The 15,627-nt window shown below is 65.4% G+C and carries 15 protein-coding genes and 5 pseudogenes; 8 read left to right on the plus strand and 12 right to left on the minus strand.

Going from position 1 to position 15,627, the window contains the following annotated elements; genetic code table 11:
* Both EET03_RS31530 and EET03_RS14135 read right to left on the minus strand, forming a co-directional pair.
* Positions 1–251 (minus strand): annotated as a pseudogene (locus tag EET03_RS31530) (IS1380 family transposase); the annotation flags it as partial.
* Between the two features lie 190 nt (positions 252–441).
* On the minus strand, positions 442–1,809 hold the full coding sequence (locus EET03_RS14135) for an HNH endonuclease signature motif containing protein (protein ID WP_208649052.1): 1,368 nt from the start codon (positions 1,807–1,809) through the stop codon (positions 442–444).
* Between the two features lie 691 nt (positions 1,810–2,500).
* Here EET03_RS14135 and EET03_RS14140 point away from each other — a divergent pair.
* Both EET03_RS14140 and EET03_RS14145 read left to right on the plus strand, forming a co-directional pair.
* Positions 2,501–4,828, plus strand: coding sequence for an arylsulfatase (locus tag EET03_RS14140; protein ID WP_099193542.1), 2,328 nt, complete (start codon positions 2,501–2,503; stop codon positions 4,826–4,828).
* A 43-nt stretch (positions 4,829–4,871) separates the two neighbouring features.
* Positions 4,872–5,543 carry a GAP family protein gene (locus EET03_RS14145; protein WP_075540935.1) on the plus strand — a complete coding sequence of 224 codons (672 nt, stop codon included), beginning with the start codon at positions 4,872–4,874 and terminating at the stop codon, positions 5,541–5,543.
* Positions 5,544–5,561: 18 nt separating this feature from the next.
* Here EET03_RS14145 and EET03_RS14150 read toward each other — a convergent pair whose 3' ends face one another.
* The 3 genes from EET03_RS14150 to EET03_RS14160 all read right to left on the minus strand — a co-directional run bounded on the left by EET03_RS14150 (position 5,562) and on the right by EET03_RS14160 (position 8,006).
* Positions 5,562–6,413, minus strand: coding sequence for a bile acid:sodium symporter family protein (locus tag EET03_RS14150; RefSeq protein ID WP_244232359.1), 852 nt, complete (start codon positions 6,411–6,413; stop codon positions 5,562–5,564).
* Positions 6,414–6,666: 253 nt separating this feature from the next.
* Complete coding sequence (locus EET03_RS14155) at positions 6,667–7,392, minus strand: peroxiredoxin (protein WP_208649053.1); 726 nt, start codon at positions 7,390–7,392, stop codon at positions 6,667–6,669.
* Between the two features lie 86 nt (positions 7,393–7,478).
* Positions 7,479–8,006: a hypothetical protein gene (locus EET03_RS14160; RefSeq protein ID WP_244232358.1), complete on the minus strand. Its 528-nt coding sequence runs from the start codon at positions 8,004–8,006 to the stop codon at positions 7,479–7,481.
* 134 nt (positions 8,007–8,140) lie between these two features.
* Here EET03_RS14160 and EET03_RS14165 point away from each other — a divergent pair, with 134 nt between their 5' ends.
* Together EET03_RS14165 and EET03_RS14170 are read left to right on the plus strand one after the other, a co-directional pair.
* Positions 8,141–8,509, plus strand: a complete 369-nt coding sequence (locus EET03_RS14165; RefSeq protein ID WP_063469225.1) for a SpoIIAA family protein — start codon at positions 8,141–8,143, stop codon at positions 8,507–8,509.
* Between the two features lie 95 nt (positions 8,510–8,604).
* Complete coding sequence (locus EET03_RS14170; protein WP_075540930.1) at positions 8,605–9,378, plus strand: YqjF family protein; 774 nt, start codon at positions 8,605–8,607, stop codon at positions 9,376–9,378.
* 3 nt (positions 9,379–9,381) lie between these two features.
* Here EET03_RS14170 and EET03_RS14175 read toward each other — a convergent pair whose 3' ends face one another.
* Positions 9,382–9,807: a hypothetical protein gene (locus EET03_RS14175; protein WP_136625698.1), complete on the minus strand. Its 426-nt coding sequence runs from the start codon at positions 9,805–9,807 to the stop codon at positions 9,382–9,384.
* A pseudogene (locus EET03_RS14180) lies at positions 9,788–9,979 on the minus strand (SDR family oxidoreductase); the annotation flags it as partial. The gene EET03_RS14175 and the pseudogene EET03_RS14180, both read right to left, overlap by 20 nt.
* Here EET03_RS14180 and EET03_RS14185 point away from each other — a divergent pair.
* Positions 9,979–10,194 (plus strand): annotated as a pseudogene (locus EET03_RS14185) (nuclear transport factor 2 family protein); the annotation flags it as partial. The pseudogenes EET03_RS14180 and EET03_RS14185 sit on opposite strands and share 1 nt — an antisense overlap.
* 29 nt (positions 10,195–10,223) lie before the next feature.
* On the opposite strand, the gene EET03_RS14190 reads toward EET03_RS14185, so the two are convergent.
* Both EET03_RS14190 and EET03_RS14195 read right to left on the minus strand, forming a co-directional pair.
* Entirely contained in the window at positions 10,224–10,967 is a 744-nt protein-coding gene (locus EET03_RS14190) for a DJ-1/PfpI family protein (RefSeq protein ID WP_075540928.1), read from the minus strand.
* A 19-nt stretch (positions 10,968–10,986) separates the two neighbouring features.
* Positions 10,987–11,937, minus strand: coding sequence for a GlxA family transcriptional regulator (locus tag EET03_RS14195; RefSeq protein ID WP_075540927.1), 951 nt, complete (start codon positions 11,935–11,937; stop codon positions 10,987–10,989).
* 120 nt (positions 11,938–12,057) lie between these two features.
* Between EET03_RS14195 and tpx the strand changes: the two genes are divergently transcribed.
* Positions 12,058–12,555 (plus strand): thiol peroxidase, encoded by a 498-nt coding sequence (gene tpx, locus EET03_RS14200; protein WP_075540926.1) that lies wholly within the window; start codon positions 12,058–12,060, stop codon positions 12,553–12,555.
* A gap of 55 nt (positions 12,556–12,610) precedes the next feature.
* Here the strand turns inward: tpx and EET03_RS14205 are convergent, their stop codons facing one another.
* The 3 genes from EET03_RS14205 to EET03_RS14215 all read right to left on the minus strand — a co-directional run bounded on the left by EET03_RS14205 (position 12,611) and on the right by EET03_RS14215 (position 14,047).
* Positions 12,611–13,012: an NYN domain-containing protein gene (locus EET03_RS14205; RefSeq protein WP_063469217.1), complete on the minus strand. Its 402-nt coding sequence runs from the start codon at positions 13,010–13,012 to the stop codon at positions 12,611–12,613.
* 27 nt (positions 13,013–13,039) lie between these two features.
* Complete coding sequence (locus EET03_RS14210) at positions 13,040–13,321, minus strand: hypothetical protein (protein ID WP_036405345.1); 282 nt, start codon at positions 13,319–13,321, stop codon at positions 13,040–13,042.
* Between the two features lie 81 nt (positions 13,322–13,402).
* Complete coding sequence (locus tag EET03_RS14215; RefSeq protein WP_075540925.1) at positions 13,403–14,047, minus strand: PE family protein; 645 nt, start codon at positions 14,045–14,047, stop codon at positions 13,403–13,405.
* A 1,045-nt stretch (positions 14,048–15,092) separates the two neighbouring features.
* Here EET03_RS14215 and EET03_RS31535 point away from each other — a divergent pair.
* Positions 15,093–15,338: pseudogene (locus EET03_RS31535) on the plus strand (hypothetical protein); the annotation flags it as partial.
* A pseudogene (locus tag EET03_RS30820) lies at positions 15,272–15,627 on the plus strand (hypothetical protein); the annotation flags it as partial. The pseudogenes EET03_RS31535 and EET03_RS30820, both read left to right, overlap by 67 nt.

Here is a 15,627-nt window from a genome sequence, read left to right on the forward strand (position 1 = left end):
CGCCTTGAGCAACTGCAGGTCCTCGTCGATCCGCTCGACCAGCCCCAACCGGGTGACCAGCCGATGCACCGCGGCGATCCCGCCGAAAGCGGTGGCATCGATGTTGGCGCCGACCTCGTAGCGCACCGCGCCCGAGTTCAGCATCGGCCTGGCTGCGCGCCCCAGCGCCCCGCCCGCGCGTGCCGCGCCGCCACCCTGCGCCGCCGGCGTGTGATGTTCCGCCGACTCTGTTCATACGCTATCTTCTTCACCACAAAGGCCTTTCCCGCTGGGCTGCGTTGACGTCGTAAACCCAGCCAGGGTAAGGCCTTTGCCCTATCCTTTCCAGCCGACACGCTTGCTGAAGGACTAGTTGCCTCGCGCGGTGCGCTGAGCACACGTATTGCGTTGCGCTGCAACGTTATCCACCGGCGGACAGGCATGTGTAAGATGTGGTGCCGGCTATGGGGATTCGTCGTCTTCGTCGTCGTCGCCGTCGCGGAGCAGTTTTTCGGGGTGGTGCATGGTGTTGGTGCGGGGTTGGCCGCGATCTTGGTGGGTTGGGGGGATCCATTCGGTGTCGCCGTGGGTGTTTTTGCGGGTGGTCCAGCCGTTGTCGAGGAGTTTGTGGTGGGGTCCGCAGGCGAAGGTCAGCTGGTTGATGTCGGTGGTGGCGGATTGGGCGTAGGGAATCACATGGTGGACTTCACCGTAGTAGCCTTTGACGTCGCAGCCCGGGGCCGAGCAGCCACGCTCCTTGGCGTACAAGACAATTCGTTGTCCGGGTGAGGCCAGCCGCTTGCTGTGATACAGCGCCAACGCCTTGCCCTGATCGAAAACCGCCAAATAATGATTCGCGTGGCGGGCCAGGCGGATCACATCCGACATCGGCAGCAGGGTGCCACCACCAGTGAGTCCCTTACCAGATGCCGATTCCAGCTCTTTGAGCGTGGTGGACACGATGATGCTGGCCGGCAGCCCGTTGTGTTGGCCCAGGTTTCCGGAGGCCAGCAGCGCGCGCAGCCCGGCGTTGAGCCCGTCGTGGTGGCGTTGGGCGGCCGAGCGGGTGTCGGCCTCGATGGCGTCTTGGCTGGGACTGCCTTCGACACAGGGGGTTTGGGATTCGGGGTTGCACATGCCCGGGGCGGCCAGCTTGGCCAGCACCGCTTCCAGGGTGGCGCGCAGCTCAGGGGTGATCAGCCCGCGCAGCTCCGACATGCCGTCGCCTTGCTGGCTGCCCAGGCTCAGTCCGCGCCGCCGCGCCCGATCCTCATCGCGGTAGCTGCCGTCGGGATTGAGGCAATCAGCCAAGGTGGCGGCCAGCTCGGCGAGTTGTTCGGGGCGAAACTGGCTGGCTTGGCGGGCCAGTTGGGCTTCGGCGCGCTCCCGGGTGGCGGTGTCGACCCAGCCGGGCAGCTGCCGGCAGAAGCGGCGGATCACCGTGATGTGCTCGGCGCCGATCGCGCCGGCGCGTTGAGCGGCGGCGGTGGCGGCCAGCGCCGGGGCGATCGGCTCACCGGTCAGCCCGCGCCGCGGCCCCAGATCGGCGGCGGCGTTGATCCGCCGGGTGGCTTCAGCGCGGCTGGTCAACGTCCACTCAGCAATCGCATGGGACAGTTTGCCGCCCAACTCCGCGGCGCTGGCTTGGCGGGCCAGGTGATTGATCAGCGGATGCTCAGCCACGGGTAGGCGCCGGCGCACTCTTTCGCAACGCCCCAGCAGCGCCAACCACTCCGGAGTCGTCAACGCATCAAAGTCCAGGCCCACCACCACATCCAGCGCCGCATCCAACCCGTCAAAGGCCGCCGTGATCGCTTCGCGCTCCGCCACAACACCCAACCTATCGGCGGACACCGACAAAACCAGGGCAGAAAGTGCCTGCCGAACAACCGATTCCACATTTCACCCACAGCGAACAACAGCGCCGTCCCACACCAACCAACACACCGGTCCGACAACCGATCTCATCACCTCCAACGCCATCCCGAGCCGCGGCTACCGCACCGATCACAAGACGGAGCCAGCATCCAGGTGCCCGGTCGGGTATCCGGGGGAGTTTCACCCCTGTTCGGATTCGTATGTGAACCTCCCGATTCATACGACCATCTTGATCACCAGACGTCGGGAGGTCGTCCCGGCAGCATGGCTTGCGGAGCCGAGGCATCAGGAGCGGATACAGCGGTGCACAATGGGATTGATCCACCGATCACGTCGCCGATCCGCAGCATGTGACGGTTTGAAGCCACCCGGCAAGGGCGACTCCGAAGGGCCGACAATCCTTCATCTCCTGCGCAGCAGTACATCGCAAGCTCTACCTACATCGAACGTTCTTCCGGTGTTCGGGACGCAACCAAGCGCTGCGGCAGGCATCCCGATCAGGTCGCTAAAGCCTTCGCCGACTGCCTAGAGCCGTACAAACTCCAGCCACTACCGTGTAGTGGCCCGGTGAACGATGCGAAGCCGAACCCGCCAGACGGATCGGTATCAAGAAGGGCTCCACCCGACGACCAACGGAGGCATAGTGGTTGATCTACCACGCGGCACTGAGCAGTTCGGCGGAGTCATCAACCCGTCGGCAGCCGATTCCACACCCGTCAAGCCCACGATCACCTATCCACCCGCCGGCGCTCCCAACGTCGTGGTCGTGTTGCTCGACGACGTCGGGTTCGGCGCCGCGTCCACGTTCGGCGGGCCGGTCCCGACACCCACTCTCGAACGTATTGCCGGAGCCGGCTTGCGCTACAACCAGTTTCACACCACCGCGCTGTGCTCCCCGACGCGCGCCGCGTTGCTGACCGGACGCAACCACCACAGCGCCCACATGGGCACCATCTGCGAAATCGCCTACGGATTCCCCGGCTACGACAGCGTGCTGCCGCAGAGCACCGCGACCGTCGCACAGGTCCTGCAAATGAACGGCTACAGCACCGCGCTGTTCGGTAAGGCGCACTTCACCCCCACCTGGGAGACCGGCCCCGCCGGCCCGTTCGATCGCTGGCCCACCGGCCTCGGTTTCGAGCGCTTCTACGGCTTCCTGGGCGGCGACACGTCACAGTACGAGCCGGCGCTTTACGACCAGACCACACCCGTCGAGCCGTATCTGGGGCGCGACGACTATCACCTCACCGAGGACCTTGCCGACAAGACGATCGAGTGGATCCGCACACAAAAGACATCGGCGCCCGACAAGCCGTTTTTCGTGTACTTGGCGCCCGGGGCGACACACAGCCCGCACCAGGTGTGGCCGGAGTGGTCCGACCGGTTCGCCGGCGAGTTCGACGACGGCTGGGATGCGTTGCGGGAGCAGACGTTCGCCCGCCAGATCGAGATGGGCATCATCCCGCCCGGCACGCAGTTGACCCCTCGGCCCGAGCAGATCCCCGCCTGGGCGGACTACGACGATCGATACAAGCCGGTGGCCCGGCGCCTGATGGAGGTCTACGCCGGTTTCCTGGCCCACACCGACGCCCAGATCGGACGGGTCGTCGACGCCATCGACGAGTTGGGCCAATGGGACGACACGCTGTTCATCTATGTGTGCGGCGACAACGGCGCCTCGGCGGAAGGGACCCTGCACGGTGCCTGGAGCTCGCCGGCGTTTCAAAACGGGCTACCCGAAGACCCCGAGTGGCTGCTTGAACACCTGGCCGATTTCGGTACGGCACGCTGCGAAAACCACTACAACGTCGGCTGGGCTTGGGCACTCGACGCGCCGTTCCAGTGGATGAAGCAGGTGGCATCCCATTTCGGCGGCACCCGCAACGGGCTGGCTGTCTCCTGGCCACGAGGCATACGCGCAGCGGGGGAGCAGCGCAGCCAGTTTCACCACGTCATCGACATCGTCCCCACCATCCTGGAGGTCACCGGCATCGAGATGCCGGGGCACGTCAACGGCATCGAGCAGAAGCCGATCGAAGGCGTCAGCATGCGGTACTCGTTCGACGAGGCCGACTCCGAAAGCCGTCGAACTACACAGTATTTCGAGATCTTCGGCAATCGCGCCGTCTACCACGAAAGTTGGATGGCGTCCTGCTTCCATGGGCGACTGCCCTGGATCCGGGCCCAGCGCAACATTCCGTTCGGCAACGCCGAGCGCTGGGAGCTCTACCATCTAGCCGACGACTTCAGCCAAGGCGTCGACCTGGCCGAGCAGTACCCGGACAAGCTCGCCGAGCTGCAGGCCGTTTTCGACGCCGAAGCACGCAAGTACGACGTCTACCCGCTCAGCGATGCCACGCTGGCGCGGGCGCTGCCCGCCAACCGGCCGAGCCTGCTCGGTGATCGCACCTCGGTCACCTACTACCCGGGTCAGGTACGCATCCCCGAACCGGTGACGCTGAGCTACACGAGCACGTCGTTCACGCTGCGGGCACAGCTGCACATCCCGGCCGGGGGCGCTCGGGGGGTGGTCATCTCCGTCGGCGGCGCGATGGCCGGGTGGAGTCTGTATCTGCAAGACGGCATTCCCAGCTTTGCCTACAACTATCTGGGCCACGAACTCACCACAGTCACCGCACCCGGTCCACTGCCCGAAGGCCCTGTGAATCTTGGGCTTTCGTTCGATTACGACGGCGGGGGACTGGGCAAGGGCGCATCGGTGACGCTCCTGGTCGACGACGCCGCCGTGGTCAGCGGCCGGTTGGAGCGCACGGTCCCGTTCCGGTTCTCGATGAGCGGCGAAACGCTGGACGTCGGCGTCGATACCGGGTCTCCGGTCGCACCGTACGGGCATGATTTCCGGTTCACCGGCCGGATCGCTCGGATCAACGCCACCGTCGACCCGCATCCGGCCGATCTTGCCGCCGCGATCGCCGAAGCCGAGATGCGCGCCGCACTGGGCTCGCAGTAGCCGAGACGGGGCGACGAGTCGCTATCCTCAGCCGGTGACCGCCATGTGGAGCAGCCTTATCCCGCTGATTCTCGGCGGCGTCCTGGAACCGATCGAGATCGCGATCACGATCATGTTGCTGGGCACGCCATCGCATCTGCGGACGGCCGGCGCCTGGGTTGCCGGGCATATCGGCACCCGCCTATTGCAGGGCCTCATTTTCGGCACCATCTTGCATTGGGGAGCCCGCAAGGCCGACACGAGTCACCCGCACCACTGGATTGTGTCGACGGTCCTGTTGGTGGTGGCCCTGCTGTTTCTGGTCACCGCCGCGCGCGAGCTGCTGAGCGACGACGATCCCGAGGCGCCGCCACCGAAGTGGATGAGCATGCTCATGTCGGCGACGCCCACCAAGGCCTTCTTCATCGGGGCGGGTGTCATCACGGTCTCGGTCAAGGCGTGGGTGTTCACCCTGGCTGCGATCAGCGTGATCGGTGGCGCGGGTTTGCCGCGGGCCGCCAATATCGCCTCCTACATCGCGTTCGTGCTGCTGGCCATGAGCGCCAATCTGCTGATCATCGCGTTGGCTGCGTTATTTCCTGCCCAGTCGCGAACCCTGCTGGACCGGATCCTGCGCTGCCTGCAGGCAAACAACCGACCCATCATGGTCGTGGTGGGGACGGTTTTCGGACTCTGGTTCGGGTGGAAAGCCTTGCACGGCTTGGGAATTCTCTAACCGGGCAGGTCCGGCAGGTCAGCCGGGCGGTGCGGCTTCGCGCTGACGTATCCAGCGCGTGTAGATGAGGCCGACACCGGCAGTGATCAGGCCGTAGAGCGCGACCGCCCCGTGTTCGTCGGTGTCGGGAAAATTCGCCGACGCGATGGTCAGCGCGGTCGCCGGGTGGCGGCAACTGCTCGCGAAAGCCACCACCGCCGAAAACTGGCGATCGGGCCCGCCCAGCACATGCCCGACGAGCAACGTGGCCACCACGAATACCGCCAGGGCGACCAGGGTGGAACCGCTCATGAGCTTCCACATCCGCGGCGCCACGGCGACCAACAGCACGATCATCGCCACCGGCAGCACCCAGCGCTGGGCGCTCTCGATGGGACCCGCGATACGCTGGGCCGCCGCCGGCCAGACCGCCCCGATCGTCATTCCGGCGACGAGCGGCGCCAACACCGACACCAGCATCAGCTTGCCGATCGCCCACGGGCTGACCACGTACTGATGCCCGAATACGTTGCCCAGCAAGGTCGCAGCCACGGCGAGCACGGGAACGGCGAGCACCGCCAGCACGGTGACCAGACCCAGCCCGAACTGGACGTGGCCACCGGCCTTTTCCCCGCGGCGGGGCAACAATGGCGGCAACGGCGAGATCGCCAACGTCACCAGCGCAATGGCAACCTCCGGCCGCAGATCCATCATCTGGACCAGCAGTACCGCCACCCCGGGTGCAACGACGAGAACGGCCAGCAGCGACCGCGCCAGCAGTCCCGGACGTTGCACCAGGTAGCCCACGTCGGCGAACTGCGCGGTCAACCCGTAGCCCAGGATCACGACGAACAGGCTTATCTGGAAGCCGAGCTTCGCCGCTTCTGCCATTGTCACGACGCACAGCCTGCCATGGCGCCCGGTGACGCCGGCGCCGCATCCCGAACCGGTGCCGCAGCGCCGTCAGCTCGCGGCCGGTCCAGTACGAAACCTCTTCGGCCCCAGTCCATTCGAGGATGCAGCGACCGGCTGATCCGGGTCTCGACAGCCCAAGTCGGACGGATCGTCGTCCGGGACCTCCCGGCAGGTGCGCCGCCATGGCCTGGGGGGAAAGTGCCGTTCGGACGCGCCGGCACCCGGCGTGTCAGGCACGGCCATCGACTCGAATCGCCGACTCGACGTCGTCGGCGCCGAGTTCTTTGGTGCAGAAGAACCAGTCGTCGCACTCGACACCCGCGACGTGACCAGCCATTCGCTCCTTGGCGGTGCCGCACGAACCCGCCGGTGGCACAATCACCCGGTCGCCGGGGCGCCAATCGGCCGGCGTCGCGACATCGAAGCGATCGGCCGTCTGCAGGGCCTTGACTGCTCGCAGCAGCTCGTCGAAGTTGCGTCCGAGGCTCAGCGGGTAATAGATGATCGCGCGGACTATGCCCGTTGGGTCGATGATGAAGACCGCGCGCACCGCCTTCGTGGCGTCCTCGCCCGGCATGATCATCCCGTACTTGTGCGCGACCTGCATTGAGACATCCTCGACGAGCGGGAAACGGACTTCCACGTCATGCATACCGCGGAAAGTGATCTTGTCCTTGACGGTCCGTAACCAGGCGATGTGGCTGTACAGCGAGTCCACGGACAAGCCGACCAACTCGGTGTTATAGGCCGCAAACTCCTGCTGCATCGACGCGAACGTCATGAATTCGCTCGTGCACACCGGCGTGAAATCCGCTGGATGGGAGAAGAAGATCACCCACTTGCCGGCGTAGTCGGCGGGGAAGTTGATCGGGCCCTGGGTGGTGACGGCGGTAAAGGCCGGTGCTGGTTCCCCTATCCGGGGCATGGCTGTGGCGGGAGTGTCGGTGACGGTCATCGTGGTCCTTTCCGTGGTCCAACCAGTCCCAACAAATACCCCTAGGGGTATATTCCCATCTTCAGCTCTTTGCCCGCCCCGAAGACTCAGGGGCTGGTGCCCTGGTTGATGATGAGCGGCGGTGGCGCTCCTTCATGGGGGTCGGCATGGGTCTTGTAGAACGGCGGCAGCGTGCCCGCGCCCGCCTCGAACGGCGTGAGGTACTCGGCGTCGAATGTCACCCGATACCACTGGATTCCGAGCGACGCCGAGATGTCCGGGTCGCTGCTCGCGGCGTTGGCGATGTTGGTGACTCGTACGCATTTCACGTGCTCACGCATGATCGACGAGAACGTCGCCAGCCCGGTGCTGTCCCGATCCGGTGCCGTGGCACCGTAGCTGGCACGCACCGGATCACCGAGGTATCCCCACGCGGTGATGTAGTCGTGGTTGTTGATTGCCGAGAAGTAGTCGACGATCACCTGCTGACCCTTGCCGGCAGGGACGGCGTCGGGTTGCCCGTTGGCGCACCCCGGATCGGCCGTGCCGCGTCCGGCGGGCGCCATCCCGACGCCGATCAGCACCGCCACCGCGGCGACTAACGAGCCCCCGCTACGACACCGTGAAATAGCCATACCGGCCAACATAGAGGGGACTTTGGCCTCTTATCCACGACTTGCGTCGAAGGTGATCATGGACGACGTCGCCAGCAAGAACTCGGGCCCGTTCAGCGTGGTCACAAACCGGTAACTCCCGCTAGGAGTAACACATGATCGAATACGACTTGGACACCGACCACTCGATCCTGCTGGTGCGACCCAAATCCGCGCTCGACAGCGACGACTTCGACCAACTCGCGAAGACGGTTGACCCCCATATCGAGGCGACGGGCGACCTGGCCGGGCTGATCATCGATGCTCCCGGATTTCCCGGCTGGGACAGCTTCGGGGCGATGGTCACCCACTTCCGATTCGTCCGGGATCACCACAAGCACGTGAAAAAGGTCGCCGTGGTCACCGACTCTCATCTTGGAGATGTCGCCGAGCATCTGACGTCTCACTTCGTGGCGGCAACGGTTCGTCACTTTCCCGCCGCACAGACCGACGAAGCACGACAGTGGATTATCGACGGCTCCTAAACCGTCGGCTCCCGATCTGAATTGACGGCGCCGGCCCCGCTGATGAGCTCTCGCGAATCGGTCCCACCGTTCGGCTCGCGTGCCACGATGATCGAATGACCGCCACACCTGCACCGTCGTCGCAAGCGCCAGATGAGAATTCGGCCCTGGCGGGGTACCCGGTCACCGCCCCGCCACTGAGCGGTCCGGTTATCTTCGACCAGCTCTGGACTGATTTGACGTTCGTCCATTGGCCGGTGCTACCCGAGAGTGTCGCGCAGCTGTATCCACCCGGGACCCGACCCGACGTCTTCGCCGATGGGATGACCTACGTGGCGTTGGTCCCTTTTGCCATGACGAGCACCAAGCTCCGCACCGCACTCCCGCTGCCCTATTTCGGCAGCTTTCTAGAGACCAACATCCGGCTCTACTCGATCGATGACGCCGGTCGTCACGGCGTCCTCTTCCGGTCACTGGAAACGGCGCGGCTGGCGGTCGTGCCCGTCACCCGAATCGGCCTCGGCGTCCCTTATACCTGGGCCAGGATGCGAATGACACGCTGTGGCAATCGGATTAGGTATGACAGTGTGCGCCGTTGGCCGCGGCGCGGGCTGCACAGCCGGCTCACCATCGAAATTGGCGACGTGGTCGAGCCCTCGCCGCTGGAGATCTGGCTGACCGCCCGTTGGGGCGCCCACACTAGCCACGGCGGCCGGACGTGGTGGGTACCGAATGAGCATGAAACGTGGCCATTGCACGCCGCGGAGATCGTCGAATTGGATGACGAACTGCGCGACGCGAGCGGGGTGCGACCCGCCGGCCCGCGGTTGCGCGCCCTGTATTCACCCGGTATGCGAACGCGTTTCGGACGTCGCTGCCTCGTCGGGTGAGGTTCAATAGGGCAGCACGTGGAAACGCCCACGGGGGCAGTCGCCTTCGATGCCGCTGAACGGGTCGTCGTCGAATTCGCGCCAGTTCCAATGCTCTCCGCAGTAGGACGCCGCGCAGTCCGGGCAATGGAAGGGCGCGTAAGCGTAGCCGACGCGATACAGCGCGGACGCGTCCGCGCCGGCTATCGCCTCGGCCACGGCGTCGGCGCGGTCGGCCGAAAGGGGCTGACTGGCCACGCCGAAGAAGGTCTCCACCACGACGCGGGCTTGGCCTTGCGGGCGAACCAGGGCATCCAACTCGGCCAACGCCTCAAGGGCCGGCCGGGAGTTGTCACCGAGCGGTTCGGCGGGTCCAGCGAGCCGCACTCGTCCCGCAATGTTGCCGCATACCGCGCAACCGAAGCTCGCCTCAGGGGCAGGTATATCCACCGTCGATCACGATATCGGAGCCGGTCATGTAACTCGATGCCTCGCTGGCCAAGTAGACGTAGAGGCCGGTGAATTCACCCGGACGGCCCAGGCGGCCGAGCGGTATTTTGGGCTCCCACAGCCGGTGGTATTCGGCGAGGGGTTCGACCAGTTCGGTGAGGATGTAACCGGGTCGGTATCAGGAATCTGCTCGACCACCCGACCGATCCGAACGGCGAGCCGTTCTGGCTCCCGAACTGGACGCGGCTGCGCTACGCCGGCAACGGCCTGTTCTGCAGCGAAGAAGACATCTACAACCCCAACCGTGATGCGCCGCGGGTGGTCGGCGCCTGGCTGCAGGCCGGTGGCCGGCTTGCCGCCGACCATATCATGGCGCCCAAAACTTAACTGCGGTAATGCTTTTCGAAGTGTAGGGGTTATCCCGACACGCCCACCGGCTGCCGCTTGCGCCGCCGTGACCGGACCGCCGCCAGCGCCTGCTGCCACGCGAGCATCGTCGTGGCCGTCAAGTTGGCCGGTGTGACGCTGTCTTTGGACAGCAGAGCCGTTGCCGCGGCCTTGGTGGTGGCCGATGCCTTCGACATGTGGCCGGAGTCGAACGGCGGCTGCGGGTCGTACTCGATCGCCAGCTGGATCGCCTTGGCGCGACCTTCGCCGCCGATTTCCCCGGCCAGCCATAGCGCCAGGTCGAGCCCCGCGGATACACCCGCGCTGGTAATGACGTTGTCCTGGCACACGATCCGCTCGTCGGCGACGGGGATGGCGCCGAATGCCTTCAGCGCGGGAATGGTCAGCCAGTGCGACGTCGCGCGTCGATCCTTGAGCAGCCCGGCGGCTGCCAGGATCACCGAGCCGGAACACACCGACGTGGTCCAGCCGGCAGTCCGGTGAGCCCGACGCAGCCAGTCCAACAGTTTCTCGTCGCGCGCATGCACCGGCGTCGACGGCCCGCCTGGCACCAGAATGACATCGGGTGTGGGTGTTTCGGCCAACGTGTGGGTGGCCCCGAGCACCAGTACGCCGGAATCCGCGGTGATCGGTCCGGATTCGTGCCAGACGAACCTCACCTCGGTCTGCGGAAGGTTTCGCAGCACCTCGTAGGGGCCGATCATGTCCAGCGCCGTGAATCGCGGATAGGTGACGATTGCGATCTGGGTCATCGGTGTTCTCCTTGATGTGTTAGGCGAAGGTTTTGCGGTACTGGTCCGGTGAGATGCCGACCCGGCAAATAAAGTTGCGCCGCAAAGTTTCTGCGGTGCCGAACCCGCAGCGGGCGGCGATGGCCACCACGGTGTCGTCGGTCTCTTCCAGCTGCCGGCGCGCGGCTTCGGTGCGGACGCGTTCGACGTATTGGCCCGGCGCTTCACCGACCTCATCGGTGAACACCCGGGTGAAATGGCGTGGGCTCATCGCCGCGCGGCGGGCCAGGTCGTCGACGCGGTGGGCGCCACCCGGTTCTGCTTCGATGGCCTCCTGCACCTGCCGGATCGAGGGCCGTTTGGCCCGCGGCAGCCAGACCGGAGCCGCGAACTGCGTCTGGCCGCCAGGGCGGCGCAAATACAGCACCAGCCAGCGGGCGACGGTCTGCGCGATTTCGGTGCCGTGATCGTCCTCCACCAGCGACAGCGCGAGGTCGATCCCCGCCGTCACCCCCGCAGCAGTCCACACCGTCTCGGAGCTGCGGATGAAGATCGGGTCGCGATCGACCTCGATGGCGGGAAACTCGCGGGCCAACCGGTCGGCGAAGGCCCAGTGCGTGGTGGCACGTCGACCGTCGAGCAATCCCGCCTGCGCCGCCAAGAACGCGCCCGTGCAGACGGTGACGAGGCGGCCGGCAGTACGCGCAACCGCTGCGATCCACTCCATCAACTCGAGGTTGCCGCGTGCGGCATCAACCCCCGCACCGCCGGGCAGCACCACGGTGTGCACGGGTGCGCTCAAATCCGGCAGTGGCTCGGTCATCAGGGCAAGGCCGGTTGCGGTGGTCACCGGCTGGCCGCCGGGGGAGACCAGCGTGACGTCGTAGCCGCCGTGGGTTAGCAGCGATGCGCCGGCAAAGACCTCGAACGGTCCCACCACGTCCAGCGCCTGGACCCCGGAGAAGCCGACGATCAGCACTTTGCGGGCCATGGACTCAGTGTTGGCCAGACAACGGTATGGCGTCTACGCCCTATACCCCACGAATTAGGACATGAGTCCATGGCCGGACCTGCTCACATGCCGCGATCCCGACCTTGGCAGACTGTGCCCATGGCACAGATAACCCTGCACGGAAATGCGATCAACACTGTCGGCGAACTGCCCGCTGTCGGAACTTCGGCCCCCGCGTTCACGTTGACCGGCGCCGATCTCGGCGCCGTGGGCAGCGACCAGTTCCGCGGCAAGGCCGTCGTGCTGAATATCTTTCCGTCCATCGATACGCCGGTGTGTGCGGCCAGCGTGCGGACCTTCAACGAGCGGGTCGCTGCAACCGGCTCGACGGTGGTGTGCGTGTCGAAAGACCTGCCGTTCGCGCTGAAGCGATTCTGCGGTGCCGAGGGGATCGAGAACGTCACGACGGCCTCGGCGTTTCGGGACGGCTTCGGTGAGGACTACGGCGTCACCATCGCCGATGGTCCCATGGCCGGCCTCTTTGCCCGAGCCATCGTGGTGATCGGCGGCGACGGCAACGTCGCCTACACCCAGCTGGTGCCGGAAATCGGGCAGGAGCCCGATTACGATGCCGCGCTCGCCGCAGTCAGCGGCTGACGCCCGACGCCCTAGCCGCTGACCACCCGGCTGGCCGGATCGGTTGCGGCGCGGGTTAACCCTGTCCGGGGGCGGGCGGGTCGATGAGGCTACGAAAACGTTCCGCCGGGTAGACGGTGGCGCCTAACTGCCGGACCCGGTCGGTCAACGCCTTGTCCGATGTCACGACTGCAATCGCATCCGGTTGGGCGTCGGCTTGCACCAGCCGGACGATCTCGTCGTCAGCCGAATTGGCAGCCGCTTTGGGCGCATACGCCACCTCGACCGCCGAAGAGCGGATAGGCCTGGACGGGGGCCGCTCGAACACCACGGTCACCGCGTTACCGTGCGGGCCACGCTCGTCAGCGGCCCACCGGTCCAGCTTGTCCACCAGCGCGACCATGGCGCCGTGACGGTCTTTCCACCAACCGTCCGGGCGACTCCCGATCACGTTCATACCGTCGACGATCCAGCGCACACCTCACCGTACGATGCGTGATCCTGGCTAGAACCACCAGCGTTTCCGGTATTTTCGGTTGATCTCTTTCCGGAACCTCTCCACGTGCTGCTCAGCGGCTGCCGATTCCAGCGACCCAAGAGCGTTGACCACCTCCAGGTGCGAAAGGATGAGCAGGCCGTTCAACTGCTTGAGTCGTTCCGGGTTGTTCGCCAGCGACTCCTGATCATCGATGTAGATGAGCAAAAAGTCGCGCAGCGCCTGGCTGCCGGTCATCCGCTCCGGGATTTTCATCTCCCGCAAGATGGTGGCCATGTCCGGGTTGGTCACTACGCCCTCTCTTTCGCTTCCTGCGCTACACGGGACAGCGCAAGCGTAGGAGATGCGGGCCGCGCGGGACGGACAGGTTTGTCAGGCCAGGCGTTCACCGGATTGCGCGTCGGCCTGCTCGTCGCGTTCGCGGTCGTCCTGATCCGCGGGTCCGGTAGCTGACGTCAGACCTGCTTTGGAGGCACCGCCGGCCGGTGCGCCGCCGCCCATTCCGCTGCTCAGCGGGGCCGCGCCACTCATCGCCGATGATCCGGCGGTGGCGGCGGTCGACGCCAACGGCGAGGATGACGCTTCCACCATCTGCGACATCAGCGGCGTGCGCGCCACCGATTCAGCCGCTGCCTGAACTGCCCCGGGGCCCATGAGTCCCGGGCCAAGCGTTGCGCCGGAGCCACCCACGGCCGAATGGGATATCGCCGCACCACGGAAGGCCAGGGCGTCGGCGGCACTGTCGTCGGCGTCACCGTACATCCGGGCTATGTTGGTCAACGCCGAGCCGGTCCGCATCAGCTCTTCTTGAGCCGCTACGTTGGACGCCAACATCGAGGCGGCCTCCTGCGCAAACGCCATCACCGCCTGCGCCGAGACCTCTTCAGCGCCTGCGGGGATCAGGCTGGTCAGCACCGTCATCGCCGCAGTGCTGCCCGCGTCTATGCCCTGGCTGCCGATGTCGACCAACTGCGAACCAATGTCGCCTGCCGACGGGTCGTGTGACATGGTGTCCATTTGCCTGCTGCTCCTATGTATTTGTGCACGGACATGACCGTGGTCGTGACCGCCTAGCAATTCAACGATCAGCGGGGCCCGTGGCGCGGCTGCTGCCGCAAACTCCGGTACAGCTGCGCTGCACGATTGTTCAATTCTAAGGCCTCGTGGAGCCCTAGCCAGCCACTTTCTTTACAGGACGGGTTAGCGGCGGCGCTATTGGGCACGTTGCCGGGATCACCGGGCCAACTGTGACGCAGCGCACCACGCCGCTTGTGCTACCGCGTGGGGCAATCACCGGGCCCCGGCTGCCGGCACCGGGCTTGAGCATAATGCGCAAAAGCTGGAAATCGTCACTTATCCCGGGTATCGCCTACAAGCGCGACACCAGAGCAGCGACGTCTTAAATTCGGTCTCACAAGCACCCAAGACATTCGCGATCAGCACGCGAAAGTTCAATTGGCGCAGATTGAATATCCATTCTCGAGTTGCCATTCTGCCGCTTTTCCACCGGGCAGACGGCTTCAACACGAGCAGACGAGGAGTACGTCAATGCAGCCCATGTCATTTGATCCGGTGGTGGCCGACATCGGTAGCCAGGTGGCCGATCTGGGTACCCGCTCCCTGCAGGCCGCCGCCACGGCGATCTCGGTGACGGGCCTCGCTCCCGCCGGGGCGTACGAGGTCGCTGCGCAGGCGGTAATGGCCTTCCACACCCAAGCAGCTTCGATGCAACCAGGCAGCGCAGGAAGAGCTGATGTGAACCGGCGCGGCGTTCAGGCAAGTCGCCCAGTCCTACACCGAGGTCGATGAAGCGCCGCGAGAGCCTACTGTTCGCCCTCTTTCCGATGACCAACCCGTGGCTGGCCTGGTGAGCCCGCCGGCCGGTCGATTGTCAGCGTAATCACCATCGGCCATTTCTTGGCGGACCCAATTCTCCGGTGACCAAATAATTTCCGAATTAGACCCGAAATCAGACAGGAATAAAGTCATGGTTGCATCCTGCAGCGTCAAAGAATGGTCGTCGGGTGACCGGCTCACCGCGCCGACACAGGGTCCCGGCGAAATCAGCAATGTCATTGACCTGGCCGACCAAGCCATGTTCCTCGGCGAGCGGGCAACAGGGGCCACTGGCCTGCTGCAGTGCGCCTGGGTATATAACCGCGGGCTCGACTTCGACGGCCTGCGCCGAGTCCATGGTCATCTGCAGCGGGGACGGTTGTCCCGCAGCATCGAGCGGTCACCATGGCCATTCGGCCGCCACCGCTGGGTATCGCCGCGGCGCTCGTCCGACCTGGAGGCACGGACGCCGACTACTTCGCCATGATGTCGCTGTTCCCGGGTGTCACCATCGCGATGATGCGCCGCACCGGCGGAAGACTCGCATTGGTGTCGGTCCGAGTGCACGGGCGGGTTTTCATCTCGGTGCTTGCCTACCAGCCGGGCCGCATCAATTCGATCGAGGTTGTGCGTCATGACCTGGTACGCACGTTGCGGGAGTTCTCACTTACCGCAACCAGAGGCTGGCCGGGGGTGTCTGTGACTTCGTCAAGGCGTGCAGCACAAGCTGTTTGGTGGGGGAGGGCGCGGTTGCCGAGGAC

The sequence above is a fragment of the Mycobacterium innocens genome (assembly GCF_900566055.1).
Classification (GTDB): domain Bacteria; phylum Actinomycetota; class Actinomycetes; order Mycobacteriales; family Mycobacteriaceae; genus Mycobacterium; species Mycobacterium innocens.

Excerpts from the sequence above, each read along its gene's own strand:
- EET03_RS14145 (WP_075540935.1), top strand. The coding sequence starts at position 4,872 with ATGTGGAGCAGCCTTATCCCGCTGATTCTCGGCGGCGTCCTGGAACCG.
- EET03_RS14150 (WP_244232359.1), bottom strand. The coding sequence starts at position 6,413 with ATGGCAGAAGCGGCGAAGCTCGGCTTCCAGATAAGCCTGTTCGTCGTG.
- EET03_RS14155 (WP_208649053.1), bottom strand. The coding sequence starts at position 7,392 with ATGACCGTCACCGACACTCCCGCCACAGCCATGCCCCGGATAGGGGAA.
- EET03_RS14160 (WP_244232358.1), bottom strand. The coding sequence starts at position 8,006 with ATGGCTATTTCACGGTGTCGTAGCGGGGGCTCGTTAGTCGCCGCGGTG.
- EET03_RS14165 (WP_063469225.1), top strand. The coding sequence starts at position 8,141 with ATGATCGAATACGACTTGGACACCGACCACTCGATCCTGCTGGTGCGA.
- EET03_RS14170 (WP_075540930.1), top strand. The coding sequence starts at position 8,605 with ATGACCGCCACACCTGCACCGTCGTCGCAAGCGCCAGATGAGAATTCG.
- EET03_RS14190 (WP_075540928.1), bottom strand. The coding sequence starts at position 10,967 with ATGACCCAGATCGCAATCGTCACCTATCCGCGATTCACGGCGCTGGAC.
- EET03_RS14195 (WP_075540927.1), bottom strand. The coding sequence starts at position 11,937 with ATGGCCCGCAAAGTGCTGATCGTCGGCTTCTCCGGGGTCCAGGCGCTG.
- tpx (WP_075540926.1), top strand. The coding sequence starts at position 12,058 with ATGGCACAGATAACCCTGCACGGAAATGCGATCAACACTGTCGGCGAA.
- EET03_RS14215 (WP_075540925.1), bottom strand. The coding sequence starts at position 14,047 with ATGGACACCATGTCACACGACCCGTCGGCAGGCGACATTGGTTCGCAG.